Raw genomic sequence first — 26,626 nt, forward strand, 5'->3', positions numbered from 1 at the left:
TGCCTTACCCGTCTTATCGCTAAAACCACAACACTAGACCTCCGGCACTCACCGGGGAGATCCCCCTGATCTGGGGGAAGGCCTCGGTCGGCTCCCCTCAGAGCCCCGCGGCGGCCCCGATGATCGAACGAGGGTCGGCCGCGCCGGCCAGGACACCCGAGGCGAGCACGTCGATCAGGTGGGCGTGGCCGAAGGCGGAGCCGTACGGCTTGGAACCGACGGGGTGGCCCCGCTCGCCGAGGCCCTCAGCCCACGGGCCTCCCTCCTCGACCTCGACCACCGTCTGGTCGGGGGCCTGCCAGGTGTCGAACCCGGTGCCGTTGCCCGCCAGCCGCCAGCGCGGGGCGCCGATGGCCTCGCCGGGGGTCAGGTCGTGGACGAGCAGGCGGATGAGGACCTGGAGCAGGACCTGCGGCTGGGCGTCGCCGCCCATGGTGCCCACGACCGAGCGCAGCGACCCGTCGGGGCGGGTGACCAGCGCGGGAACGAGAGTGTGCGGGGGACGGCGGCGGGGTCCGTACTCGGCGGGGTGGCCCGGGACCAGCGAGAATCCGATGCCCCGGTTGTGCAGGTTGATGCCGGTGCGGGGTTCGAAGATCAGGCTGCCGAAGCCGGAGGCGTTGGACTGGATCAGTGAGACGCCCATGCCGTCGCCGTCCACCGCGCACAGATAGGTGGTGTCGCCGTCGGAGGTGAGGTCGCGCACCGTGGCCCGGGCGGCCGGGTCGATCAGGGCCCGACGGGCGGCGGCCGAGTCCAGCACGGCGTCGACGGACGCGCCCTCGAACAGGACGTCCAGCCGGTCGTGCCCGGCCAGCCGCGCCGCCTCCACCAGCAGGTGTGCCCAGAGCGGGTCCGCCGGGTCGTCGGGCAGGTCGAGCCCCTCGGCGATGCGGAGCGCGAGCAGCAGCAGGTATCCCTGCGAGTTGGGCGGCATGGTCCACACGTCGTGCCCGAAGGCCCGGACCCGCAGCGGGTCCACCCAGTCGGCGTTGGCGGTGGCCAGGTCATCCTCGGTGTACTCGCCGCCGCCGACCGCGAGCAGCCCCTCGCCGAACTCGCCGAGGTAGAAGCCGTCCCGGCCGTGGGTCAAGGCCTCCAGGGCCCGCGCCACCCCGGGCCGCCTGATCAGGTCACCGGCGTCGCGGGCCGTCGCGAAGTCCTCGCACAGCGGGCCGACGGTGGCCAGCCCCGGCACCATCAGCGGGGAGGCGGGGAATCCCTCGCGGGCGTGCCCGATCGCCGGGGCCAGCACCTCCGCCAGGGGCAGCTTGCCGTACCGGTCGTGCAACGCCAGCCAGCCGTCCGCGCAGCCGGGCACCGGGACCGAACGGATGTCGTGGTGGTGCGGCATGCGGTCGTGTCCCTCGGCCCTGAGCCGCTCGGGGTCGGCGCCCGAGCCCGAGCGCCCGGAGGCGTTGAGCGCCGCGGGCGTGCCGTTCCCGTCGTAGACCAGCGCGAACAGGTCCCCGCCCAGCCCGCACAGGTGGGGTGAGGTCACCGTCAGTACGGCGTTCGCCGCGACCGCCGCGTCGGCCGCCGATCCACCCCGCTCCAGCATGGCCACACCCGCGCCGGAGGCGAGATGATCAACGGTACAAACCATTCCAGAACGCGCATATCGGGTGTTTTGCATGTTCAGATCGTAAGGCCCGGCCGTCCGGCGGTAGATCCGCCCCTCCTCCGCCTTCCCCGGCGCGTAGAGCTTCCCGGACGCCTGGCTCGCGCGGAGCCCCGCGGACGCCTGGCCGGTCCGGGAGGCGAACGGCCGCGAACGACGGGGAGGGGGTCTCTCAGCCGCCGGCCGCCTCGGGCTCGCCGGGCAGATACACGGGACACCGGCTCCCGCGGGCGCGATGTGCCGCGGGCAGGCGTGCCGCGATGTTCGCCGGAAGCAGGGTGGCGGCGGTGTCCCAGGGGAAGAACGCCGCATCGTCGAGCTCTTCGACCTGCAGCCGGATGCGGCCCGGATCGCTCAGGACGCCGCCGTCGAACATAAAGTTGATCATTGAGCGGGGGCGTTCCCCCGACGGGGGCAGCCAGTGGACCACGAGGAGGTCCTCCGCCCTGACCGAGACGCCGAGCTCCTCGGCGGCCTCGCGCATGGCGCAGTCGTGGGGCGCCTCACCCGCCTCGGTGATCCCACCGGGGAAGCCCCAGCCCGGCCGATAGTTCGGCTTGACCAGCAGGACGTGGTCCCTGGCGTCGGTGAGCAGCAGGCAGGCCGAGGTGAACACGCTGGGCAGACCGGCATACCACTCGGTGGGTTCAAGATAGGGCGTGCTCATTCGGGTCACGTTACCCGAGGGATCGGCGCCGCCCCGTGACCTGGCCTCACTCCGCGCCCGCGGACGGCCGGCGCCCCATGTCGCTTCGCGCCCGCGGACGGCCGGTTCCCCGTGTCGCGCGGCGCTCCGGCCCGCGTCGGTAAAGGCGGGGTCCGTTCCGGGTAAAACTCGGAATTCGTCCGTGACGCTCAAAATCAGCGGCCGTCGTTTGGGCATGGGCACTGGGGGAGGGTCGACTACGCCGATCGGGGGTGGCGTCCATGTCAGACCGCCTGTTTCAGGACCGGCAGGACGCCGGTCGCGTCCTCGCGGGACTCCTGGCGAACCACCGGGACACGCCGGACGTCATCGTCGTGGGACTGCCCCGGGGCGGTGTGCCGGTGGCGTACGAGATCGCCATGGCCCTCGACGCCCCGCTCGACGTCTTCCTCGTGCGCAAGCTGGGCGTCCCCGGCAGGGAGGAACTGGCGATGGGGGCGATCGCCGGCGGCGGGGTCCTCGTGCTCAACGAGGACGTCATCCAGGGGATGGGGATCTCGCCGGAGGTCGTCCAGCAGACGGCCGAGCGTGAGGGCCGCGAACTTCTCAGACGGGAGAAGACCTACCGCGAAGGACGCCCCCAACCGGACTTCACCGGAAAGACCGTCATCGTGGTGGACGACGGGCTGGCGACGGGCGCGAGCATGCGCGCCGCCGTCGAGGCCCTCCGCCGCCACCGTCCGGCCAAGATCGTCGTCGCGGTCCCCGCCGCGCCCGAGTCGACCTGCCGCGAGATCGGTGCCATGGGCGACGAGCTGGTCTGCGCCAGCACCCCGTCACCCTTTCTGGCGGTCGGACGGTCCTACGGGGACTTCGCCCAGACGACCGACGAGGAGGTGCGCGACCTCCTGCGCGCCGTGTCGAGATCACGGTCGGCCGGAGCGGGCTCGCGGGACCTCGCGGAGGCGGCGGACATCCGCTCGGAGGCCCTCCCCACCGAGGAGGGCATGCCGCGCGAGGCGGACCTCTTCGAGCTGGTCGGCGACGCGCGTTTCGTGCTGATCGGGGAGGCCTCGCACGGCACCCATGAATTTTACGAGGCCCGCGCGCGCATGACGCGGCGGCTCATCGAGGAACTGGGCTTCTGCGCGGTGGCGGTGGAGGCCGACTGGGCCGACGCCTACAGGGTGAACCGGTACGTCCACGGGCGCGGCGGGGACGCGACCGCCGAGGAGGCGCTGCGCGGCTTCGATCGTTTCCCGGCCTGGATGTGGCGCAACACGGTGGTGGCGGACTTCGCCGGATGGCTGCGTGAGCACAACGACCGGGCCGGCAGGGACGAGCGGGCCAAGGTGGGTTTCCACGGGCTGGACCTCTACGGCCTGTACCGGTCCGCCCAGGAGGTCGTCGCCTTCCTCGAACGGGTCGACCCGCGGGCCGCGGCCCGCGCCCGGGAGCGCTACGCCTGCTTCGATCACCACACCGGCGGCGACGGCCGGTCGTACGGCTTCGCCGCCGCGTTCGGAGCCGGCGAGCCGTGCGAGCGGCAGGCGGTCGAGCAACTGGCCGACCTGCGGCGTCACGCGCTGGAGTACATCCGGCGGGACGGGATCCTCGCCCAGGACGAGCTCTTCCACGCCGAGCAGAGCGCACGCGCCGTGAAGGCCGCCGAGGCGTACTACCGCATGATGTTCAGCGAGAAGGCCTCCTCCTGGAACCTGCGCGTCCGCCACATGGCCTGCACCCTGGACTCCCTCGCCGAACATCTGGCCCGCCGGCGGGCCAGGCCGTCGAGGATCGTCGTGTGGGCGCACAACACGCATGTCGGCGACGCCCAGGTGACGGAGGCCGCCGCTCGCGGTGAGCTCAGCCTCGGCCGGCTGGTGCGCGAGCGGTACCCCGGCCAGTGCCGTCTCATCGGGTTCACCACCTACACCGGCACCGTGACGGCGGCCGACGACTGGGGCGGCCCGGCCGAGCGCAAGCGGGTGCTGCCGGCGCTTCCCGGATCGGCCGAGGCGTTGCTCCACGAGGCGGGGAAGAAGGAGTTCCTCCTGTCGTTCGGCGTCGCGCCCCGGGCCTTCGAAGCGCTGCGCCCACCGCGGCTGGAACGGGCGATCGGCGTCGTCTACCGCCCGCGGACCGAACGGCGGAGCCACTATCTCCACGCGCGTGTGGCGGAACAGTTCGACGCGGTGATCCACATCGACGAGACGAGGGCGGTCGAGCCGCTGGAGCGAACGGCCGGATGGACGGAGGGAGAGATCCCCGATACCTACCCGATCGGGCTGTGACCGCCGGGCCGTCCCGAGAGGAGAGGGGTGGCCCGCCCCTCCCCTCCCCGGAGAGAGCAGCCCTTTCCCGCCCGAAGGGGGAACGCCGTGAACGCCGTCCGGATGAACCTGGAGCGCCTGGAGATTCCAGCCATGGACGTCGTGCTGGAGGCCGATGTCGTGGTGCCACGGCCGGCGCGGGGAATGGTGCTCTTCGCGCACGGCAGCGGCAGCAGCCGCCACAGCCCGCGCAATCGGTACGTGGCGGGTGAGCTCCAGAGGGCGGGCCTCGCCACGATCCTCGCCGACCTGCTCACACCGGCGGAGGAACGGGTCGACGTCCAGACGGGCGAGTTCCGTTTCGACATCGGCAGGCTCGCCGTACGGCTGGCGGCCCTGACCGACTGGCTGGGGGAGCACAGACCCACCGCGGGTCTTCGCGTCGGGCTCTTCGGCGCCAGCACGGGCGCGGCGGCCGCGCTCGTCGCCGCCGCGGCCCGTCCCGCCCCGGTGAAGGCGATCGTCTCCCGTGGAGGGCGGCCGGACCTCGCCGGTGCGGCGCTCCGATCGGTTCACCAGCCCACGCTGCTGATCGTCGGAGAGCGCGATCCCGCCGTTCTCGAGCTCAACCGTGAGGCGATGAGGGAGTTGCGCGATGAGACGCTCCTGGAGGTCGTCCCCGGTGCGTCACACCTCTTCGAGGAGCCCGGGACGCTGGAGCGGGTGGCTCACCTGGCCCGGGAGTGGTTTCTCCGCCATCTGCCGCAGACGCCGGGCGGAGAGGGAGACGCTGCTGAAAGCCCCGGACCGGGCCCTCGAAAGAGGTGACCCGAACCGGCGCTTTGACCGGTCGTGCGTGATCTGCCCGCCGGGAGCCGAGCCCCCGGGCCGGGCCGGCGGGGTGGGGCATCGGATCAGACGGCGACGGTCAGGGGCTGGTCGCGGCTGACGAGGGCGGAGTAGGGGCCGTCGGCGGTGAGAAGTTCGGCGTGGGTTCCGCGCTCGACGATGCGGCCGTGGGCCAGGACCACGATCTGGTCGGCGTCGATGACCGTGGACAGGCGGTGGGCGATCGTGATGGTGGTACGGCCGCGCGACAGGGCGTCCAGCGCCTCCTGGACGGCCCGCTCCGTCTGGGTGTCCAGAGAGCTGGTGGCCTCGTCGAGGATCAGCACGGGCGGGTTGCGCAGCAGCGTCCGGGCGATGGCCAGGCGCTGCTTCTCGCCGCCGGAGAACCGGTAGCCGCGCTCGCCGACCATGGTGTCGTAGCCCTCGGGCAGCGACATGATGTGATCATGGATTCGCGCCGCCCGCGCGGCCTCGACCATCTCCTCGTCGGTCGCGGACGGCTTGGCGAAGCGGAGGTTGTCGGCGATCGAGGAGTGGAACAGGTAGGTCTCCTGGGAGACCACGCCGACCGTCTCGGCCAGCGTCTCGAAGGTCAGCTCACGCACGTCCACGCCGTCGACGGTGACCCGGCCGCCGGTCACGTCGTAGAGCCGGGGGAGAAGGTAGCTCAGCGTGGTCTTCCCCGACCCGGTCTCGCCGACCACGGCCAGGGTCGTGCCCGCGGGAACGGTGAGGTTCACGTCCGACAGCGTCGAGGGCCCATCGGGCTCAACACCGGGCTCCCCGCCGGGTTCCCCGTGCCCGGCGTCGTCGCCGGAGGGGCCGGGCACGGCGGGCTCGCCGGCGGACCCGCGGGAGGCGGAGGGCCCGGGGGAGGCGGAGGCATAGGAGAAGTCCACGTGCTCGAAGCGGATCTCGCCGCGCACGTTCGTCAGCGTCCTGGTGCCGGGGTGGATGTCCACGGGCAGGTCGAGATACTCGAAGATCCGGCCGAACAGGGACAGGGAGCTCTGCACGTCGACGCCGAGCCGCAGCAGCGACACCGTGGGCCGGAACAGGTTCGTCTGGAGCGTGGTGAAGGCGACGACGGTGCCGATGGAGATGGCCGAGGTCAGCCCGGTGGCCCAGTAGATCATCGCGGGCATGGCCGCCATGATGATCTGGATGGTCGACTGCCGCCAGCGTCCGGCCATGCTTGAGCGGACCCCCAGGTCGGCCAGCTCGTCGGAGGCCGTGGCGAACCGCCGGGTGAGCTCGGGGCTGCGGCCCATCGTCCGGCCCAGCAGGATGCCACTGATCGACAGCGACTCCTGGACCATCGACGACATGGCGGCCAGCTTCCGCTGCCGCTCAGAAGTGATCTTCCTGCGTTCCTGGCCCACCCTGCGGCTGATCCCGACGAAGACGGGGAGCAGCAGCAGCGACACGACGGTCAGCCGCCAGTTCAGCACGAGCATCGCGATGATCGTCGCGATGACGGTGGTCAGGTTGGAGACGATCGAGGCGGCCGTGGCGGTGACCACCGACTGCATGCCGCCGATGTCGTTGGCGATGCGCGACTGCACCTCGCCGGTGCGGGTGCGGGTGAAGAAGGCCAGGGACATGCGCTGCAGGTGGCCGTAGACGCCGGTGCGCAGGTCGTGCATGACGCGCTGGCCGACCCCCGTGGAGATCAGCGTCTGGAGGACGTCGAGCACGCTGGTGGCGACGGCGACCGCGATCATGCCCAGCGCCAGCAGCGTCAGCAGGCCGGTCCTGCCGTGGGGGATGGCCTCGTCGAGCACCTCGCGAAGCATGAACGGCGAGGCCAGCGAGACGAGCGAGGACAGCCCGATGAGAACGCCGACCAGGGCCAGCCGGCCGCGATAGGGGCGGAACAGGGCGACGATGCGTCGCAGGGGTACGCGGGGTTCGTCGTTCACGAGGGGGTCGCGGTTCATGTGCGTTCCTTCGTGCGGACCGGCCCCTTGGGTTCGTACGGCCATGAAACTCCTCTCTGAGGTTTACTCAAACAGAGTCTTACTCATAATCATTCCCATGAACAATGAGATACGTTCATGTCCGTGGAGACGGAACTGGCCGAGCTCGTGCACGGCGTCGGCCATCGACTGCGGCGAGGGTACGGCGAGCAGCTCGGACCGCTCGGGATGAGTCCCGGCCAGGCTCGGGCGCTGAGAGTGATCGTCGGCTCCGAGTCGCCGCTCAAGATGGTGCAGCTCGCGGAGAGGCTGAAGATCGTGCCGCGTTCGGTGACCTCTGTGGTGGACGCCCTGGAGGAGGCCGGCCTGGTTCGCCGCGAGATCGACCCGGCGAGCCGTCGTTCCACCCTGCTGGTGGCGACCTCCGAGGGCCGCGCACGGTACGAACGGGTGCGCGAGGCCCGGAGGCGAGCGGCGGGGGAGTTGTTCTCCGTACTCACCCCCGAGCAGCAGGATCAGCTCAAAGAGCTGCTGAGCGTGGTGGATCGCCAGCCCGGGTAGTGGTTCGCGCCGCGAGGGTATGCTTTTGCGGCTTTTCGGTGTTAATGACGGCATCGAAAAGGGATGGTGTGTCTGACGGAGGGTGCCTTTCGGGTCACCCTCGGCAGCCCACCGGTGGGTGAGCGCGCTCGTCCGCGCTCCGCTCGAACCCCCATTCCCCCCGATCCCCTGTCCCGTCTGCCGTTCGGCATCACACGCCAAGGAGCGCCCGTCCTCATGCCCACGCTGCATGTCATCGTCGCCAGTACCCGCCCCGGCAGGATCGGCCTGCCCGTCGCCCGGTGGTTCATCGACCAGGCGGTCAAGCACGGCGGTTTCGAGGTCAACATGGTCGATCTGGCCGAGTTGAACCTGCCGCTCATGAACGAGCCCAACCACCCCCGGTTGCGCCGCTACGAGCACCGGCACACCAAGGACTGGAGCGCCACGGTCGACGCCGCCGACGCGTTCGTCATCGTGATGCCCGAGTACAACCACGGATTCACCGCTCCGCTGAAGAACGCCCTGGACTACCTGCACAGCGAGTGGGCGTACAAGCCCGTGGGGCTGGTCAGCTACGGCGGCGTCTCGGGCGGCCTGCGCGCCGCTCAGATGATCAAGCCGGTGCTCAACGCGCTGAAGATGGTGCCCGTGTACGCGGGCGTGCCCATTCCGTCCGTCATGCGGTTCCTCAACGACGACGGTGAGATCCAGGCCGACGAGCCCGTGGAGAACGCCGCCACCGCGATGCTGGACGAGCTGCTGCGCTGGGCCGGCGCGCTGAAGCCGCTACGCGACACCGGCGCCGCCTGACCGGACGGATCTCCGCGTGTCACCGGCCCAGCTCACCGGCGCCGCCTGATCGGCGCGGCCCGCTCCCGGTGACCGCCTCGCCTCCCGGCGGCGGTCCGGCGTACGGGGTGCCCGCCCCGGGTCACGCCGGACGTCTCGTCTCGACGTCCTGGGTCTCGTCGGGGCGCCAGTGGGGCCGGCCGCCGACGATCGTGGCCACGCATCGGCCCGGCCCCTCATGGAGAAGGGCGGAGTAGGCGGTCCGCTCGTCGGCCTTCACGGCGAAGACGGCAAAATCGGCTCGGCTGCCCGGCCCCAGGCACCCCAGGCGGCCGGGGCCCTCGGCCAGGCCCAGCGCCCGCGCCCCGCCCAGCGTCACCGCCTCGACCAGAAGCCGGTCGAGACCGCGGTCGGGGCCGGGTTCGCGGTCGAGACCGGGATCCCGGGCGAGCACGCGGGCCGCGGCCAGCGGGTCGCCGCCGGTGTGGGTCCCGATGGCGATGATGTTCGCGCCGTCCAGCAGGCCGTCGGCGGCGAACGGCGACGAGATCGCCACCGCCGTGCCGCGGATCCGGAGAAGCTTGCGATCGGCCTCGTCCAGCGGTCCGGAGGTCGCCACGTGGCAACCGGGTCCGAGGGCTCCCACCTCGTCCAGGAACCCGGCCGGATGGCGGCCCAGCTCGACGTGGAGCCGGAGCCCGAACGTCCGGGACAGGATGGCCAGATCCTCCATGACCACGGGATCGGGGGAGTGCGCGGCGATTCCGATGATCCCCGGGTGGTCCACCTCGCGGATCGCGGTGATCAGCCGGTCGCGCCCGTCTTCCTCCCACCGCGTCTCGTCCTCGCAGCGGGTCTCGAGATAGGTCACGCCCCCGAGTCCGGCCTCACCGAGCGCGGACGCGGCCTCCAGGTCGCCGGCCACGCCCCCGACCGCGGTGACGCCGTGGACGACGGCCGGGGCGAGAGCGGTCCGGCCGAGCCGGAGATGCGCGTCGATCAGGCCGGGCACGATCATGCCCGGCCAGCGGACCGGGGTGAGGTCGGAATAGGCGGCCTCGATCTCCGCGCGAGGCCCGACCCTGAGCACCCGGTCGCCTCTGACGAGGACGGAGCCGTCCTCGACCGGTGGGGCGCAGACCGGGAGGATCAGCGGGGCGCTGTGTATGGAGACGGCTGCCGACGCGCGCGTGCCGATGGTCTGGTCGGCCCGCGTCGGCATAGGCGCTCCTAGGTTCGTCCCCCGGCAAGATTACGGCGATCAGCCCGTCGATCTCAAACGCGGCACGGAGAAAACGCTCAGACAGCCCAGCTTCTTTACATATGGTGTTGATCTCTATGAAACTGATCTATAACGTCTCTTACCGTGACTCGCCCCCCTAGGTCGCTGAAAGCACTGATCGCAGCCGTGGTGCTGTTTCCGATCGGCTTCGCCTCCGTACCTGCGTCCGCCGCTCCCGCTCCCGATCCCGAACAGCCCTGGCGTCTCAACCAGTGGCCCCAGACGCAGCCCTGGCAGTTGGACGCCCCCGCCGAGGGCACTCCCGACGCCGCCAGGCTGCGCACCCAGCCGAGCGGTCCGACCCCGATCGACCCTCAGAACTGGAAGAACCCGGACCACATGACGTGGGCCGACTACATCAAGCCCCCCGGCACGAAGTGGGCCGACCCCAAGGTCGCGGGCTCCAAGCGCACCTTCCGCGGCGCGCTGGTCCTGCTCGACTACCCCAACCAGCCGTTCGTGGTCACCCAGCCCAAGGGTTCCACCGTCTTCAAGAACCCCAGCGCCGAGGCCCACGACATCCCCCGGGACCAGGTCGCCACGTTCTACAAGGACTTCCTCAACACCCCGAACGAGCTCAACCGGGGCCACACCATCCACGAGTACTGGATGGAGGACTCCGGCGGTCGTTACGGCGTGGACCTGACCGCCTTCGGCCCCTACCAGATGCCGGGCAAGTCGCATGAGTACGCCATGGAGTTCCAGAGCGGCACCGCCTGCCCTGCCGGCGACTCCTGCAACAAGAACATCAGGACCGACGGGCGGGCCGCGTGGGACGCCGCCGTCGGCCCGGAGATCCCCGCCGGATTCGACTTCGTCTTCTACCTGAGCGCCGGTCAGGACGAGTCGGCCACCTGGCAGGAATTCGGCCCGATGAAGTTCCCGACCAAGGAAGCGGTGACCGACGACTTCGGCCCGCCGGACGCGGCCCTGACCAACTGGGCCAGGACCCGCTACGTGGACTGGACCTCCTGGGCCTCGGCCTCCTCGATCTGGCCCAACGCCGGAGGCGGTTCGTCCACCCAGGCGGAGAGCTCCGGACAGGGCGTCTACGCCCACGAGCTCAGCCACATCCTCGGCATCGGCGACAACTACAACAACCCGTACGGGGTGCCGGCCCGCCGGGCCTACACCGGCGTCTGGGAGATGCTCAGCCGGGGCAGCTTCAACGGACCCGGCGGCCCGCACAGCCGCTGGACGATCCCGCCCACCGGTGGCGGATCCATGGGCGCCCAGCACATGCTCCGCAACAAGATCAAGCTTGAGATGGTGGACGAGAACAACGTGCTGCGCCTGTCCCGCGAGGCGCTGGCCGAGTCGGGTCTCGTCGTGGCCAACATCACCGCCCGGGTGAACCAGCCGGGACCGAAGGGCCTGTCCGGGGTCAACATCGCCTTCGGCGACGGCGACCGCAGCCCGGCCTGCAACGTGAACACCGATCCCCTCTGCGACGGCGGCGGCTACAACAACTACACCGTCGAGGTCGTCGACAGGATGGGCGCCGACTCCTTCACCCCCGACTCCGGCGTGCTCCTGGCCAAGACCAAGGACCAGGACCGGGCACCGTTCGAATGGGTGATCGACGCCAACCCGCAGGACATCGGCATGACCGACTACGTCCTGCCGGACGGCACCGCCGTGCCCATCACGATCGGCGACTACCGTCAGCTGGCGGACGCCCTGTTCCACGCGGGCACCAACTCGGGATCGGAGTTCGAGTACGTGGACGAGGCCAACCGGCTTCACTTCTACGTCCTCGACGTCAAGCGTGACCGCAAGGGCATCCTGTCCTACACGGTGGCGATCCGCTCCCTGGACGGCGCCGGCCCGAACAAGCGCGGCGTGAAGCTGCTCCCGGCCGTCGGCGTCCCCGGCTCCAAGGGCCTGACGAACTGCACCTTCCCGCTGTTCAACACCGGCAAGGCCGCCCCGGCCAAGGGACAGCACCCCGAGGACGTGAGTTCCTACCTCAAGGGTGACGTCTACCGGCTGTCGGCGACCGTCGACGGCAAGGGCTGGACGGCCTCGCTGCCCAACGAGCTCGTGACCGCCGACTCCGGCAAGAACACGAAGGTCACCGTCAACGCCCAGCGGGCGAAGGGCGGAAGCCTCCTCGGCAAGGTCACCCTGACCGCCACCTCGGAGAGCGACCCGACCAAGACGGCCAAGGCGACCTGCCACGCGATCGGTCTGTAGCAGCCCGCGGAGGTCCGCGGGAGTCCGCAGAAGGGCACGGCCGCGAACGCGGCCGGTCCCTGGAGGATCCGTAGAAGGTCTGTAGAAGGTCTGTAGAACGGCGGCGGGGGTACGCGGCAATGCCGTACCCCCGCCGTCTGTCCTGCGGGATGTCGTGCGCGGCCGGGCCGTACCCGTTCCGCGGGAGAGCGTCCGGATAACTCCCGGTGTTCACTTCATGAAAAATACGCGTACCGACTAGTGCAACGTTCCTCATTGCATGTTGCGTTTGCCTCTGGTCAGCGGTCCTGACCAGGGGCATCGTGGATGGTGGGGAGGTGATGCTGTCATGCCGAAACTGCTGCACGCCCGGACACCGCGTGATGGCGAGGAAGAGCGTCAGATCCGCAGGCTCGCCGGTGCCCGACATGCCCCTGCCGACTGGATTCAACGTGCTCAGATCGTCGTGTTGAGCTGGGAGGGGATGCGCGGCCCGGCGATCGCCGCCCGGCTGGGCTGTCACCCGGAGACGGTGCGCCGCCGGGTGCGCCGGTTCAACGCCGAAGGCATCGACGGGCTCGGTGATCGGCCCGGGCCCGGCCGTAGACCGCGGATCACTCAGGCCGAGCGATCGCGGATCATCGCGCTGGTCAAGACGACGCCGCCGGGGCGGTTGCGCTGGCGGCCCTGGGGGGAGTTGGAGGCTGACGATGAGGAGGGGCCAGCGGTGTGGACCCTGGATGCCCTGACCGCCGCCGCCCGTGAGCAGGGCATCAACATTGCCCGCTCCCAGGTGCGCCGGATCCTGCTGAAGGAAGGGGTGAGATGGCGCCGCACCCGATCCTGGACCATGAGCAAGGACCCGGACTTCGCCGCAAAAGAACACAGGTCGTCGGCCTGTACACCGACCCGCCGCCCGGCGCGGTCGTCGTCTGCGCCGACGAACTGGGGCCGGTAACCCCGCGCACGTTCCCGCCCGCGCCCGCCTGGTCACCCGACGGCCACCGGATCAAAGCGTCGCTGGAGTACTTTCGCGGCCCTGACAAGACCTGGGTATACGGCGCGCTTCGTGTTGCCGACGGTACTGCGGTCACGATGACCGCCTCGTCTCGCAACAGCTTCTTCTACCAGCGGTTTCTCCAGCAGGTCGAGGAGGCCAATCCCGGCGAGAACGATATCTGGGTCATCGCCGACAACCTCTCCAGCCATGACAGTCTGGCCACCCGGACCTGGCTGGCCGATCACCCGCGGATCCGGCACGCGTTCATCCCGGTCGGCGCCTGCTGGCTCAACCTGCAGGAGGCGTGGTGGCGGATCTTCCGTCACCACGCGCTGGCCGGAGTGTCCTTCGCTGACGGCAGGGACATCGACCACGCCACTCGCATCGCCACCGCCCAGCTCAACCAGCGGGCTAAACCTTGGGTCTGGGGACGGCCACCACCAGCTCCCAGGCACCTACGCCGTCAGTTCACCTACAGCATTTGAGGAACGTTGCACTAGTAGGACTTGGTTACCTCGGGTAGGAGACGGTATGTCACCTGCGTTGGGGGTGAGGGAAGATGACCCCTCAAGAACTCGAGGCCGTGCGGGCGCGACTGGAGACGTTCGCCGCCGAGGTGTTCTCCTGTTTCGCCCGTGCTGATCAGCGGCGATGGGGCGAACGATATGTGCGCGGCCTGCTGACCGACGGGGCCCGTAAATCGATGGAGCCGATGGCGGCCCGGCTGGGCGTGGACCGCCAGGGGCTGCAGCAGTTTCTCACCGACGCCCCCTGGTCACATCAACTGGTGCTGGCCGAGCTGGCCTGGCGGATGGACACGGCGATCAACCCGGCCGCCTGGGTGGTCGATGATGTGTCCTTTGTCAAGGATGGTGAGGAGTCGCCGGGAGTGGCCCCGCAGTACTGCGGGGCGCTGGGCAAGACCGCTAACTGCCAGGTCGCCCCGAGTGTGCACCTGGTCACCGACGTCGCGTCCTGTCCGGTGAACTGGCGGCTGTTCGTGCCCGAGGGGTGGGATGCGGCCTCACCGCGCACGGAGGATTCGGCCGCGGTGGCGGCGCGCAGGCAACGGGCCCGGATCCCCGCGGACATCACTCATGTGCCCAAGTGGCAGCTGGCTTTGGACATGATCGATGAGCTGTGTTGCTGGGGGCTGGAGGCGCCGCTGGTGGTCGCCGATGAGGGCTATGGCCAAGACGGGGCCTTTCGTCTGGGCTTGACCGAGCGTGGCATCGGCTACGTGGTGGGGGTGCGCTCCGATACCGCGCTGCTGGGCATCGATGCCGGCCGGACGGTCGCGCCGTATGCGGGGACTGGGCGGCGGCCGGTGCCGCGTTATCGAGACAAGCCGCGCTCAGCCCAGCAGATCGTGACCGCCGCCGGACGGCGCGCGCTGCACGCGGTGACCTGGCGGGCCGGGTCCAAGGGGCCGTTGCGCTCACGGTTTGTCGCGCTGCGGGTACGGCCGGCGGGGCTACGGATCCGCCGCGCGCACATGGGCGAGGATCTGCCGGTGTGCTGGCTGCTGGCCGAATGGCCACCTGGTGAGAGCGAGCCGACCAAATACTGGCTGTCCACCCTCCCGGCAGACATCCCGCTACGGCGCCTGGTGCGCCTGGCCAAAATCCGCTGGCGCATCGAACACGACTACCGGGAGTTGAAGACCGGCCTGGGTCTGGACCACTTCGAGGGCCGCACCTGGAGTGGCTGGCACCATCACGTGACCCTGGCCTCGGTCGCACACGCCTTCTGCACCCTGGAGCGGCTCGACCCAAAAGTGCCGGCTGCGGTTTGAGCACCTACCGGATCATCGCCGAGTTGCAACTACTCCTGGCGTGCTGGGCCGGAATCTGCCCCACCTGCCGCCGAGCGTTACCCAGACACGCCCAGCCCGTCCCCACCTAACCAAGCCCTACTAGTTGGCATCCGCGGAGATACGAGGCCGTCGGCCCGGCGTCTGGTTCAATGAATCTTGAGAGAACGCGTCGGCTGGGGCGGGGGCCGCGGACGTGCCGTGGTCTTGTCCGAGGGGCGTGGATGGATGGCCGGGCCGTCGAACGTGCCTGATCGACGTGATTCCAGACCGTCGAGGCGGCGCATTCCGCTGGCGGCGCCCGCCGCGGCCGGGATCGCCGCGGCCGTGGCCAGCGTCCTGGCGACCTCGCTGGACGTCTGGGACCTGCCCACCGGGGCCAAGGTCGGCATCACCGTGCTGGCCGGACTCCTGGTCGGCCTGCTCACCTGGGCGACCGCCGGCACGCGGGACGCGGAGCAGGGCGGCGGCGACGAGACGCCGTGGCGCCCGCCGGACCAGTGGCCGCCGGTCTCCGCACACTTCACCGGCCGCACCGAGTCGCTGGCCGAGCTGCGCGAGGTCTTCGCCAAGCACCGCTCCCGGAGCCGCGCGGAGAGCGCCTCGCCGCTGGTCGTCTCGGTGTGCGGCAGGGGCGGGGTGGGCAAGTCCGTGCTCATCACCCGGTTCGGGCACGAGATCGCCGGGAGCTTCCCCGACGGCCGCCTCTACGCCGACCTGCGCGGCACGGTGGCGGCCCCGATCAGCCCCGAGGAGGTGCTGATCGGCTTCCTGCGCGCGCTCGGCGTGCGGCTCACCACCGACCCCGGCGGCCCGGCCGAGCTGCGCAAGCTCTGGTTGACCTGGACCAAGGGCAAGCGCATCCTGATCTGCCTGGACAACGCCCGCGACGCCGACCAGGTCAAGGATCTGATCCCGGCCGAGCCCGGTTGCGCGGTCATGGTGAGCTCGCGGCAGCCGCTCTACCTGCTCAACACCTATGACAAGAAGCTGTCGGTGTTCAGCGAGGCGCAGGGCGTGGAGCTGCTGGCGCGGCTGGCCGGAGACGACCGGGTCGCCGCCGACCTGGAGTCGGCCCAGGAGATCGTCCGGATGTGCGACCACCTGCCGCTGGCCCTCAGCATCTGCGGCGGACGCCTGGCCACCCGGGAGCACTGGACCCTGCGCGAGCTCGCCGACCGGCTGAAGGACGAGCGCCGCCGTCTCAAACACCTTGAGCTCGCACCCACACTCGAGAAGAGCGTACGCGCCTCCCTCCAGCTGAGCTACGACGACTGCACCGGCCTCCAGCGCCGCCTGCTGCGCCTGCTCAGCCTGGTCAGCGCCCCCGATGTGCCCAGCTGGGTGGCGGGGGACCTGCTGGCCACCTCCGAGCCGGACGGCGCCGACCAGCTGGAGGCGCTCATCGACGCCCAGCTCGCCGAGTGCTCGGGCGTCGACTTCTCCGGGGTGATGCGCTACCGGTTGCACGACCTCGTCCGGATCTTCGCCCACGAGCTGGCCCTCTCCGACGATGAGGACGGCCACCGCCGGGCGGCCGTCGAGCGGGTCTTCTCCGGCTACCGCCGCCGCGCCGAGACCGCGGCCGTGGCACGCTGGCCGCAGGACTGGGGGCGCAGGGCCAGGCCCGCGGACCCGACGTCCGCGACGCAGGCCCAGAGCTCGGCGGCCGACTGGCTCAACGCCGAACGGCTGACCCTGGTCGCCGCGATCAACCAGGCCAGGAGCCTGGAGATGTGGGAGCTGGCCTGGGGCCTGAGCCGGGCCTTCTGCTCGCTCTGCCACTCCCTGAGGGCCTACTGGTCCGACTGGCGAATGGTCGCCCACACCCTGTGCGAGGCCGCGGTCCACATGGACGACCGGAGGGCACTGGGCATCGCGCTGCTGGACCGGGCGGCGGTGATGGGCGCGCAGGGCGGCCACAGGTCCGCCGCGGCGGACTCCGAGCGGGCACTGGAGATCTTCACCGACCTCGGTGAATCCTGGTGGGCGGCGCGGGCGAAGCGCACGGTCGGCATGACCCTGTTCAGCGACGGCAACCTCGACCGCGGGCAGAACTACCTGATCGACGCCATCGCCGGTTTCAAGGGCGAGGAGGACCGTTGGTGGGCGGCGAGGACCCAGCGGAACCTCGCCGAGCTCCGGCTCGCCCAGCACAAGCCCAGGGAGGCGCGGGAGTTGCTGGAGGAGGCGCTGGAGGTGTTCCAGGACGACCGTAACCGCTACTCCGAGGCGCAGACACTGCGCGCCTACGGGGAGGTGCTCGGCGCGACGGCCAGGGTGCTGCACGCCGACGGCGACAGCCGCGCCGCGGAGGAGGACTTCACGCGGGCCGGCTTCAGCCTGGACCGAGCCGCGGAGATGTTCCGGCTCCGCGGCGAGCTCTGGGAGGAGGCCAGGTGCCTGCGTGCGGCGGGGGAGGTCGGCAATCCGGCCAACGGGCTCAGCGAACTCGTCTACGTGCGCCGGGCCGCCGAGATGCTGGCCGCGCTCGGCGACTCGTGGGGTGTGGCCAGGGCCGAGCTGTCGGCCGGACGCGCCCACGGGCGGCTGGGCCGTACGCGTGAGGCGCAGGAGTCGCTCCGGCAGGCCGTACGCCACTTCGAGGAACTGGGCGACCGCTGGTGGATGGCCAGGTGCCTGCGCTATCTGGGGGAGACGCACCTGGAGGCGGGCGATCCGCAGGCGGCGCTCACCTCCCTGCGGCAGGCCCATGACATCTACCGCAGCCTCGGCAACCAGGCCGGGGTGGAGCGAACCCTGAAGCTCCTGCGCCGAGCGGAAGGCTGAAACGGGCTGGAAGGCGCTTTCTTCGCATAACGGTTAATGCGGCACAGTTGTGCGCCTGATGAAAGGGAACCGCTATTTCTGGCAACGGGCGTCCATCGTTAACTGCTTGCTCATATTTCCACGTATAAGCTGGTGAGCGATGAACGACTTGACGCGATGGATTGATCTTGAAGGCGCCGTCAATGTGCGCGACCTCGGCGGGCTCGCGACGGTGGACGGCGGGACGACGCGCTTCGGCCGGATATACCGGTCGGACAATCTGCAAGGACTGACCGAGCGTGACGTCGAGCTGCTCGTCGGCGATCTCCAGCTCCGCCATGTCATCGACCTGCGCTCCACCCCCGAGGTGATGCTTGAGGGGCCCGGGCCGCTCACCGCCGTGCCGGAGGTGAACATCCACCACCTCACCCTGTTCGCCGAGGGGGGCAGGCACACCGACGTCGAGGCCGACAGGATCGAGGCCGACAGGGTGCTGCCCTGGCAGGAGCGGGAGGAGGAGGATCTCGCCGAGCTCAGGGTCACCGGTTTCTACTACGGCTATCTCCGTGAGCGCCCCGACTCGATCCTGGCCGCCCTGCGCGCCCTGTCCGGTGATGACGGCGCCGCGATCATCCACTGCGCGGCGGGCAAGGACCGCACCGGAGTGGTCAGCGCCCTCACGCTGGAGATCGCCGGGGCCACCCGCGAGGCGATCGTCGCCGACTACGTCGCCACAGGCGAACGCCTGGAGGGCATCCTGGGGCGGTTGCGCTCCAGCACCACCTACCGCGACGACCTCGACACCCGCCCGGCCGACGACCACCGGCCGCGCCCCGAATACATCGAGCAGTTCCTGCGGGTCCTCGACGACCGCTTCGGCGGTCCCATGGAGTGGCTCACCTCACACGGCTGGACCGAGGCCGACTCCCTGGCCGTCCGCTCCCGTCTGCGCGGCTGATCGAACCGGGAGCCGCCGGTCCCCCTGCGGCCCCCAGACCCCCGGGGTCTCGGAGAGACGGCCAGGGATCTGGGCGGGCCGGCCTAGATGATTGATTCCAAGGGGTAGCGGCACGAAGACGTGGCTGCGGAGATAGGGCGAGGGTGTCCACGCTCAGTTTGTGACGACCAAGATAGACACCCTCGCAACCGCACTCTACGTGCGGGTGGACGATCTGCTGAAGGCTTCGCCCGATCTGCTTCCCTGGCGCCCGAGGATCGGCTTGTCTCCGAAGCTGAGCGATGCCGAACTGGTCACCCTCGCGGTGATGCAGGCCCTGCTCGGCTTCACCTCCGAGGCCCGCTGGCTGCGCCACGCCCACGCCCACCTACGCCCGCTGTTTCCCTACCTGCCCAAGCAGCCCGGCTACAACAAGCGGCTGCGCCGCAGTGCCCCGCTCATCCGCCACCTCATCCGCCTGCCGGCCGCCGACACCGCGTTGTGGTCCGATGACGTGTGGGTCATCGACTCCACCCCGGTGGAATGCGGCCGCTCACGAGAGACCACCAAGCGCTCGGCGTTGGCAGGCCGGGCCGAGTACGGCTACTGCGCCAGCCACTCGCGCTACTTTTGGGGCCTGCGGCTGCATCTGGTGTGCACCCTGCACGGCCTGCCCATCGCCTTCGCCCTGACCGGCGCCAAAGCCGTCGACCTCGGGGCCTTCACCCCGAGGTGTGGACATCTTGAGTGCCAGATCATAGAGATCTGGAGACCAAGGAGTTCCTCGTGGCCATGAAGGCCTACTCAGTTGAGTTCAAGACAGACGCCGTCGCGTTGTATCTGTCGGACCCGTCGCGGACGTACGCGTCGGTGGCCAAGGACCTGGGCGTCAACCGTGAGACGTTGCGCCTGTGGGTGCACCAGGCGCGGTCTGCCGGCACTGCTCCGAAGACGGGCTCGGTGAAGAGGCCGCCGACGGGATTGGTAACCTCCGGCAACGTGCTGGAAGAGGAGAACAAGCAGTTGCGGGCCCGGATCCGGGAACTGGAGCTGGAGCGCGAGATTTTGCGGCGGGCGGCCAAGTATTTCGCCGGGGAGACGAACTGGTGAGTCGCTTCCAGTTCGTTGCCGATCACCGTGACGCCTTCGGGGTGAAGCGACTGTGCCGAGTGCTGGAGGTCTCCCGGTCGGGGTTCTATCGGTGGGTGGCCGCCACACCGGCGAGGGCGGTGCGGACGGCGGCCGACGCTGCGCTCGCGGCGGAGATCAGGCAGATCCACGCCGACTTCGATGGCACCTACGGCAGCCCGCGGGTGACTGCCGAGCTGCGCGATGCGGGCCGGCGGGTCAATCACAAGCGGGTGGCGCGGATCATGCGGGTCTTCGGCATCGTCGGGCTGCATCTGCGTAAGAGGGTCCGCACCACGGTGCCCGAGCCCTCCCATCAGAAGATGCCCGACCTGATCAAGCGGGACTTCACCGCGGCCGCGCCGAACCAGCGGTACGTGGGCGACATCACCTATCTGCCCGTCGGTGAGGGACAGTTCTTGTATCTCGCGACGGTGCTGGACCTGCATTCACGTCGCCTGGCTGGTTGGTCGATCGCCGATCACATGCGCACCGAGCTGGTGACCGACGCGCTGCGGGCAGCCGCCGCTACGCGGGGTGGTGACCTGGCCGGGGCGGTCTTTCACTCCGATCACGGGGCGCAATACACCTCCGCCGACTTCGCCGCCGTGTGCAAGGAGTTCGGTGTTCGCCAGTCGATGGGCGCCGTCGGGACAAGCGCGGACAACGCTGCCGCCGAGGCGTTCAACGCCACTCTCAAACGCGAGACGCTGCAGGGCGCCAAACGCTGGTCCTCGGCCCGCCAGGCTCGCCTGGAGGTCTTCAAGTGGATCACTCGCTACAACACCCGAAGGAGGCACTCCAGCCTGAACTACCTCAGCCCGATCACCTACGAGCAGCGGTCCGATAGGGTCCTGCTCGCCGCATGACAGCTGGTGTCCACATTTTGGGGCCAAGGCCCTCGAGGTCTTACTCGACCTGCTGGCCGCCGACTCAGTCCTGATCGGTAACCGGCCGGGTCAGACCCTCATCGCCGATAAGAACTACTACGGCCGAGCCTTCGAGCAACAACTGGCCCAGTACGGTGTGCACCTTTTGAGGCCGGCCCGCAAAGACGAACCCGCGCGGGCCGGTGCTTCGTTGTTCAAGCCGCTGCGGCAGATGATCGAATCGGTCAACCAAACCTTGAAAGGCCAGCTCGATCTGGAACGGCATGGCGGCCGTACTCCTATGGGAGTGATCGTTCGTATCCTGCAACGCCTTCTCGCTCTGACCACGGCCATCTGGCACAACCACACCATCGGCCAGGCCGTACCGCGCTCACTGACCGCCTATGACCACTGATTCCCCTTGGAATCAATCATCCAGTGAGGCTCCGCCTCGGACCGCCGAGGTGAGGGGTTGCGCGGGTGAACCCGTGCGGGCGGGTTCACCCTGGTAAGTGAGAGTCATTTCGGGGGGTGACCATGGGATCGCGTCTGATCAGAGACAACCCGGTGACGGTCAACGACCTGCTGGACGGGCACGTCAAGCTCGACATCGAATGCCTGGATCGGATCTACCTGCACGGCTATATCGCCAATCTGCAGGTCGGCGGTCAGGTCATCAACTTCCTGCAGCAGCGCGGATTCCCCATTCCATCCCCGGCGTGCATGAAACAGATCGGAGACGCCTTCCGCCGCGGTGTGCAGTCCTACGTCACCGCCAATGACAAGCCACTGATCACGCTCAAAAGCGCCGATCGCAACATCGACGTCATGCGCCCGTATCTGGACCGCGCGGCCGCCACCGGGCGCTCTCAGGTGGCGGCCGTCGGGGTGGCCCAGGAGTTCCAGCGGGTCTTCACCGCCCGCCAACGCGACACCGACCCGGGTAAATGCCCACAGTTCTCCTTCGATAAGACCGACCGGCGTGTCACGGTCTACTACTTCTACCTGTGGGATGAGGACTTCGGCCCGGCCTTCATCAAGGTCTGCGCGTACTTTCCCTACCCGATCAAGGTATGGGTCAACGGGCACGAATGGGCCAAACGCCAGTGCCGCAAGGCCGGACTCGGCTTCACCGCACTGTCCAACGGATTCGCCGCCTGCGATGACCCCGAGGCGCTGCAGGAGATCTGCGACCGGCTCGGCCCTGGCACCATCGAGGTGTTCTTCCAGCGCTGGCTGGCGCGGATCCCGCTACCGCTCACCGGCGCCGACCGTGACGCGGGCTATTGGTGGGAGCTGTCGATGGCGCAGATCGAGACCTCCCGCACCATCGTGTTCACCCAGCCCCGCTACGCCCGCGCCTTCACCGACGCCCTCATCGTCGACAACCTCGACCTGGGCCGCCCGGACACCCTGGAGATCATCTTCGACCGGCAGGTGCGCACCAACACGGCCGGAGACTTCGCCACCAAGGTCGTCACCCGCGGCGTCGAGGTCACCGTCAACGCCTTCTACAAGCATTCGCGGATCAAGCAGTACCTCAAAGACGGCAGGGCCCTGCGGATCGAGACCGTCATCAACGCTCCCAAAGATCTAGGCTGCCAGCGCCGTCTGCACAATCTTGATGAGCTTGCCACCAAGGCGCGCGCCTGCAACCGCCGCCTGTTGGAAACTGAACGTGTCGGCCAGGGCTGTGTCCTTGCGAGTCCAGTCTTTGAGCGGATCGCGCGCTCCACCGTGGATGCGGCGGGGCGGAGGGCTTCAGCGCTGTCTTTTGGCCACCCTCGGGTCCAGGCCCTGGCCGGCGCCCTATGCGTCACCCTGCTTGCCGTCACCGGCATCACCAACCGGAGCCTGCGCGCCCTGATGACCGGACTGCTCGGCACGCCATACTCGATGACACACGCCAGCTACGATCTCACCCGGCTGCGCCGCAACGGCCTCATCGCTAAACGCGCGCACTCCAACACCTACGACCTGACCTCCGACGGCCTGAAGTTCGCGATCTTCTACACGAAGGTCCACGACCGCGTCCTGCGGCCCGTCTTCGCCGCCGGACAGCCTCAGACCCCACCCGAACTCACCGCCGCCATGCGCTCCATCGAACGACACCTCGACGACCGGCTCGCTCAAGTGCGCCTACCCACAGCGGCTTGAAAACGCTGCTCAACTACCAAAGTCCTCGTCAGCAAGGACTCAGCAAGGACCTAGGGGAGAGAACCGGGCCAGAGGTGTTCTCGGCAGGAATCCGGCCGGAGGTGTCGTGACTCCGTGGGAGGCTTCGACCGGGGACCTCGGCAGGTATCAGCGAACGTTCACCAGGAGCCTCCGTACCGTAGTCCTGGAAGGAATGGCATACGGACCGTACGTAACCTCTGGATCGGATAAATTTCACAGTGTGAAATTTGTTGTGCAGGTCAGGCTGTTCCCCACGTCCGCCCAGGAGGCGGCGCTGGCGGAAACGCTGCGCCTGTGCAACGAAGCCGCCAACCTGGTCTCCCGCACCGCGTGGGAGAGCAAGGTATTCCGCAACTACGACCTGCGGGTGCACGCATATGGTGAGCTGAAGGGCATGGGTCTGTCGGCCCAGCCCGCGCAGCACGTTATCAAGAAGGTCTCCGACGCCTACACGACGGTGAAGGCCCAGGTGAAGGCGGGGCTCCGCAAGCCCCTTGCCAAGCCGATCGGGTTCCGCCCGGACGCGGCGCAGCCGTTCGACGACCGGTGCCTGTCCTGGCAGGTCGAGGCCCGCACTGTGAGCGTCTGGACCATCGGTGGCCGGATGAAGGGCCTTGCGTTCGGTTGCTCCGATGAGCAGGCCCGCGCGTTGGCCGCCTACCGCAAGGGTGAATCGGACCTGATCCACCGGGACGGCATGTGGCTGCTGGTCGCCACATGCGACGTCCCGGATACCGACGTCGCCGAACCCGACGGGTTCCTTGGCGTGGACCTGGGCATCGCGAACATCGCCACCACCGACGACGGCACGCGCCATTCGGGCAAGCACCTCAACGCGGTCCGGCACCGCAACCGGGAACTTCGCCGACGGCTGCAGGCCAAGCAGACCAAGTCCGCCAAGCGCCTGCTGAAGGCCCGCAGGCGTAAGGAGTCCCGATTCGCCCGGGATATCAACCACGTCATCTCCAAAAGCATCGTGATCGAGGCTGCACGCACCGGACGCGGTATCGCCCTGGAAGACCTCCAAGGCATCCGTGAGCGGGTACGGCTCCGTAAGCCCCAGCGGGTCACCCTGCATTCGTGGTCGTTCCACCAGCTCGGCCGGTTCCTCGCCTACAAGGCTCGGCGCGCCGGTGTCGCCGTGGTCTATGTCGATCCGGCCTACACCTCGCAAGGGTGCTCGGCGTGTGGTCACGTCGACAAGCGCAACCGGCCGAACCAGGAAACCTTCTGCTGTACGTCGTGCGGCTTCGCTGAGCACGCCGACGTCAACGCAGCCCGCAACATCGCCTCACGCGGCGTTGCGGGCTGGGCTGCGGTCATGCAGTCACACGCGGCCTGAACCCTCACACCCAGTGAGCGGCGAGGAGCTGCAAGCCCCCGACCTTAGCCGTGGGGTCATGACAGGGAGACGACCAGGCGCTCGGTGGCCGAGCGGCGGGCGGCCTCCAGAACGGTGAGGCACCCGACGACCTCCTCCGGGTCGACCGGAGGCGGGGCGCCCTCGCGCAGGCTCGCCGTCACGGCCCCGTAGAACTCGCGGTAGGCGCCCGGCTCCGTGGGGACGGGGCGGTTGTCGTCGTCGGTGCCGAGGGTGCCCCACCGGTCCTGCGGTTCCTCGCCGAAGCCGGGGGAGTCGGGGCCGAGGCCGGCGCGCAGGCGCTCTTCCTGGACGTCCAGGCCGTACTTCACGTAACCCGCCCGCGAGCCCAGCACCCGGAAGCGCGGGCCGAGCCGGGGAGTGAGCGCGCCGGCCCACAGGTGGGAGCGGGCTCCGCTCGCGTGCGTGAGCGCGACGAACGCGTCGTCGTCGGCGGTGACCCCGGGACGGCGGACGTCGAGCTCGGCGTAGACCTCGGTGACCGGGCCGAGCAGCCGCAGGGCCTGGTCCACCAGGTGGCTGCCGAGGTCGTAGAGGAGGCCGCCGACCTCGTCGGCGCCGCCGACCTCACGCCAGCCCCCCTTGGGGGTCGGGCGCCAGCGATCGAAGCGGGACTCCAGCCGGGTCACCGTGCCGAGCTCTCCGGCCGAGAGCAGCCGCCTGATCGTCAGGAAGTCGCCGTCCCAGCGCCGGTTCTGGAACACGGTCAGCATCAGGTCGCGATCGCGCGCCAGCCGTACCAGGCCGCGGGCCTCCTCCGCGGTCGCCGCCAGCGGCTTGTCGACCACGACGGGCAGCCCCGCCTTCAGGGCCTCCGCGGCCAGCGGGACGTGGGTGCGATTGGGAGAGGCGATCACGATCAGGTCGCTGGAGTCCCACAGTTCGGAGGCGTCGCCGACCGCGGGCACGCCGTACTTCTCGCGCACCTCCGCCGCCCGCCCGGGATTTCCGGTCACCACGGCGGACAGCCGCAGCCCCGGGGTCGCGGTGATCAGCGGGGCGTGGAAGAACGCCCCCGCCGCGCCGTACCCGATGAGACCGACGCGGAGGTCAGTCACCACGCTGCTCGTCACGCTCGGCGAGAAAGGCCTCGAACTGGGCCGCGAGCTCGTCGCCGGTGGGCATCTCCGAGGGCTCGGCCATCAGGCTCTCGCGCTCGGATCCGGCGGCGAACGCGTCGTACTGCTGCTCCAGGCCGGTGATGGCGGTGGACAGCTCCTCGGAGGCCTGGATCTGCTCGGCGATCTCGATGTTGGTCTTGTCGGAGGACTCCCGCAGGCTCTCCAGCGGGAACACCAGCCCGGTGCCCTTCGTGATCGCCTCCAGGGCGGTCACCGCGGCCGCCGGGTATTCGGCCTGGGCGAGATAGTGCGGGACGTGCACGGCGTAGCCCATGACGTCGTGTCCCTTGGCGCCGAGCCGGAACTCGATCAGCGAGGCCACGCTGCCCGGCACCTGGACCCTGCCGAAGGAGCTCGTCTGGCCGGTGATGAGCTCGGGACGGCTGGCGTGACCGGTGATGCCCAGCGCGCGGGTGTGCGGGACGGCCATCGGGATGCCGTGGACGGTCACCAGCTTGCTGACGTTCAGCCGGGTGGCCAGCGCGCCGAGGGCGGCGGTGAACAGCTCCCACTCGCGGTCCGGTTCGGGGCCGGTCAGCACCAGGAACGGCGTGCCCGTGGTGTCGTGTGCGAGGTGCAGGACGAGGTCGGGGGTGTCCACATCCACCCACCGGTCGGTGTCGAAGGTCATGATCGGACGCCGGGACCGGTAGTCGAGCAGGCGATCCACGTCAAACGTCGCGACGACCCGGTGCTCCAGCTCGTCGAGCAGGTGACCGATGGCGAGCCGTCCGGCACCGCCCGCGTCCACGAACCCGTCGAATTGGTAGAGCAGCACCGGATCGGTCAGCTCAGGGATGTCTCCGCTGAGCCGGTAGAGATCCGTCGGGTCGAACACCGTTTTCCAGCCTTTCGTCGGTCGTCTCTCAGATCAACCCGTGGGGCGTCCGTTGAATTCCGCCTACCTGGGGCGATCACAGGGCACCCTATCGGGGCACAATGGGTCGCATGCAGCCTGACCCGGAGCTTGAGGAGTTCGCGACCCGCCTGTTCGACCTGGCGAGGGCGGGGGAGACCGACCGGCTCCGCGCGTACATCGAGGCAGGGGTCCCGGCGAACCTCGGCAACGACAAGGGCGACACCCTGTTGATGCTCGCCGCCTACCACGGTCACGCGGAGACCGTCCGGATGCTCGCCGAACTCGGAGCCGACGCGGGCAGGGCCAACGACCGCGGGCAGACGCCGCTTTCGGGCGCGGTCTTCAAGAAGGAGCCGGAAGTGGTCCGGGCGCTTCTCGAAGCCGGCGCGGACCCTGACGAGGGAAGTCCTTCGGCGACGGACACGGCCCGGATGTTCGGCCAGGACGAATACCTGAAATGGTTCGGACATTAAG

Annotated in this window: 20 protein-coding genes and 2 pseudogenes; 16 read left to right on the forward strand and 6 right to left on the reverse strand. The window is 69.4% G+C overall.

The features are described 5' to 3' along the window. Nucleotides 1–97: 97 nt before the first annotated feature. Nucleotides 98–1,636: a gamma-glutamyltransferase family protein gene (locus J2853_RS01250; protein WP_307554034.1), complete on the reverse strand. Its 1,539-nt coding sequence runs from the start codon at nucleotides 1,634–1,636 to the stop codon at nucleotides 98–100. A 157-nt stretch (nucleotides 1,637–1,793) separates the two neighbouring features. Then, a complete protein-coding gene (locus J2853_RS01255) occupies nucleotides 1,794–2,288 on the reverse strand; it encodes an NUDIX domain-containing protein (RefSeq protein WP_307554035.1) in 495 nt (164 codons plus the stop codon). Nucleotides 2,289–2,548: 260 nt separating this feature from the next. Here J2853_RS01255 and J2853_RS01260 point away from each other — a divergent pair, with 260 nt between their 5' ends. Together J2853_RS01260 and J2853_RS01265 are read left to right on the forward strand one after the other, a co-directional pair. Continuing rightward, nucleotides 2,549–4,561: an erythromycin esterase family protein gene (locus J2853_RS01260; protein WP_307554037.1), complete on the forward strand. Its 2,013-nt coding sequence runs from the start codon at nucleotides 2,549–2,551 to the stop codon at nucleotides 4,559–4,561. Nucleotides 4,562–4,648: 87 nt separating this feature from the next. Continuing rightward, nucleotides 4,649–5,368, forward strand: coding sequence for a dienelactone hydrolase family protein (locus J2853_RS01265; protein WP_307554039.1), 720 nt, complete (start codon nucleotides 4,649–4,651; stop codon nucleotides 5,366–5,368). 86 nt (nucleotides 5,369–5,454) lie between these two features. Here J2853_RS01265 and J2853_RS01270 read toward each other — a convergent pair whose 3' ends face one another. Then, the gene (locus tag J2853_RS01270; protein ID WP_307554041.1) at nucleotides 5,455–7,329 is read right to left on the reverse strand and encodes an ABC transporter ATP-binding protein; all 1,875 of its coding nucleotides are present in this window, start codon (nucleotides 7,327–7,329) and stop codon (nucleotides 5,455–5,457) included. 117 nt (nucleotides 7,330–7,446) lie between these two features. Between J2853_RS01270 and J2853_RS01275 the strand changes: the two genes are divergently transcribed. Together J2853_RS01275 and J2853_RS01280 are read left to right on the forward strand one after the other, a co-directional pair. Next, nucleotides 7,447–7,869 carry a MarR family winged helix-turn-helix transcriptional regulator gene (locus J2853_RS01275; protein WP_307554043.1) on the forward strand — a complete coding sequence of 141 codons (423 nt, stop codon included), beginning with the start codon at nucleotides 7,447–7,449 and terminating at the stop codon, nucleotides 7,867–7,869. Between the two features lie 216 nt (nucleotides 7,870–8,085). Further along, on the forward strand, nucleotides 8,086–8,661 hold the full coding sequence (locus tag J2853_RS01280; RefSeq protein ID WP_307554045.1) for an NADPH-dependent FMN reductase: 576 nt from the start codon (nucleotides 8,086–8,088) through the stop codon (nucleotides 8,659–8,661). Nucleotides 8,662–8,782: 121 nt separating this feature from the next. Here J2853_RS01280 and J2853_RS01285 read toward each other — a convergent pair whose 3' ends face one another. Beyond that, nucleotides 8,783–9,862: an amidohydrolase family protein gene (locus tag J2853_RS01285; protein ID WP_307554047.1), complete on the reverse strand. Its 1,080-nt coding sequence runs from the start codon at nucleotides 9,860–9,862 to the stop codon at nucleotides 8,783–8,785. 144 nt (nucleotides 9,863–10,006) lie between these two features. Here J2853_RS01285 and J2853_RS01290 point away from each other — a divergent pair, with 144 nt between their 5' ends. From J2853_RS01290 to J2853_RS01340, 11 genes and pseudogenes are all read left to right on the forward strand, one after another. After that, complete coding sequence (locus J2853_RS01290; RefSeq protein WP_307554049.1) at nucleotides 10,007–12,118, forward strand: M6 family metalloprotease domain-containing protein; 2,112 nt, start codon at nucleotides 10,007–10,009, stop codon at nucleotides 12,116–12,118. Between the two features lie 328 nt (nucleotides 12,119–12,446). Next, nucleotides 12,447–13,055, forward strand: a complete 609-nt coding sequence (locus J2853_RS01295; protein WP_307554050.1) for a helix-turn-helix domain-containing protein — start codon at nucleotides 12,447–12,449, stop codon at nucleotides 13,053–13,055. After that, complete coding sequence (locus J2853_RS01300; RefSeq protein WP_307568556.1) at nucleotides 13,043–13,582, forward strand: transposase; 540 nt, start codon at nucleotides 13,043–13,045, stop codon at nucleotides 13,580–13,582. Before J2853_RS01295 ends, J2853_RS01300 begins: the two co-directional genes overlap by 13 nt. Before the next feature lie 74 nt (nucleotides 13,583–13,656). Further along, the gene (locus J2853_RS01305; protein WP_307554052.1) at nucleotides 13,657–14,892 is read left to right on the forward strand and encodes an IS701 family transposase; all 1,236 of its coding nucleotides are present in this window, start codon (nucleotides 13,657–13,659) and stop codon (nucleotides 14,890–14,892) included. A gap of 264 nt (nucleotides 14,893–15,156) precedes the next feature. Next, the gene (locus tag J2853_RS01310) at nucleotides 15,157–17,700 is read left to right on the forward strand and encodes a tetratricopeptide repeat protein (protein ID WP_307554054.1); all 2,544 of its coding nucleotides are present in this window, start codon (nucleotides 15,157–15,159) and stop codon (nucleotides 17,698–17,700) included. 139 nt (nucleotides 17,701–17,839) lie between these two features. Next, nucleotides 17,840–18,637 (forward strand): tyrosine-protein phosphatase, encoded by a 798-nt coding sequence (locus tag J2853_RS01315; protein ID WP_307554055.1) that lies wholly within the window; start codon nucleotides 17,840–17,842, stop codon nucleotides 18,635–18,637. 160 nt (nucleotides 18,638–18,797) lie between these two features. Then, a pseudogene (locus tag J2853_RS01320) lies at nucleotides 18,798–19,322 on the forward strand (transposase family protein); the annotation flags it as partial. An 80-nt stretch (nucleotides 19,323–19,402) separates the two neighbouring features. Next, a protein-coding gene (locus J2853_RS01325) for an IS3 family transposase (protein ID WP_307568558.1) occupies nucleotides 19,403–20,613 on the forward strand; the annotation gives its coding sequence in 2 pieces (ribosomal slippage) (nucleotides 19,403–19,712 and nucleotides 19,712–20,613; 1,212 coding nt in all). A gap of 19 nt (nucleotides 20,614–20,632) precedes the next feature. Continuing rightward, a pseudogene (locus tag J2853_RS48105) lies at nucleotides 20,633–21,028 on the forward strand (IS982 family transposase); the annotation flags it as partial. Nucleotides 21,029–21,150: 122 nt separating this feature from the next. Further along, entirely contained in the window at nucleotides 21,151–22,770 is a 1,620-nt protein-coding gene (locus tag J2853_RS01335) for a hypothetical protein (RefSeq protein WP_307554061.1), read from the forward strand. A gap of 241 nt (nucleotides 22,771–23,011) precedes the next feature. Further along, nucleotides 23,012–24,133 carry an RNA-guided endonuclease InsQ/TnpB family protein gene (locus tag J2853_RS01340; RefSeq protein ID WP_307554063.1) on the forward strand — a complete coding sequence of 374 codons (1,122 nt, stop codon included), beginning with the start codon at nucleotides 23,012–23,014 and terminating at the stop codon, nucleotides 24,131–24,133. A 56-nt stretch (nucleotides 24,134–24,189) separates the two neighbouring features. On the opposite strand, the gene J2853_RS01345 is transcribed toward J2853_RS01340, so the two are convergent. Beyond that, on the reverse strand, nucleotides 24,190–25,230 hold the full coding sequence (locus J2853_RS01345) for a Gfo/Idh/MocA family protein (RefSeq protein ID WP_307554065.1): 1,041 nt from the start codon (nucleotides 25,228–25,230) through the stop codon (nucleotides 24,190–24,192). Continuing rightward, entirely contained in the window at nucleotides 25,223–26,131 is a 909-nt protein-coding gene (locus J2853_RS01350; RefSeq protein WP_307554067.1) for a proteasome assembly chaperone family protein, read from the reverse strand. The genes J2853_RS01345 and J2853_RS01350 overlap by 8 nt, the downstream gene beginning before the upstream one ends. Before the next feature lie 101 nt (nucleotides 26,132–26,232). Between J2853_RS01350 and J2853_RS01355 the strand changes: the two genes are divergently transcribed. Continuing rightward, a complete protein-coding gene (locus tag J2853_RS01355) occupies nucleotides 26,233–26,625 on the forward strand; it encodes an ankyrin repeat domain-containing protein (protein WP_307554069.1) in 393 nt (130 codons plus the stop codon). Nucleotide 26,626: the final 1 nt, after the last annotated feature.

Source organism: Streptosporangium lutulentum (assembly GCF_030811455.1).
Lineage (GTDB): Bacteria > Actinomycetota > Actinomycetes > Streptosporangiales > Streptosporangiaceae > Streptosporangium > Streptosporangium lutulentum.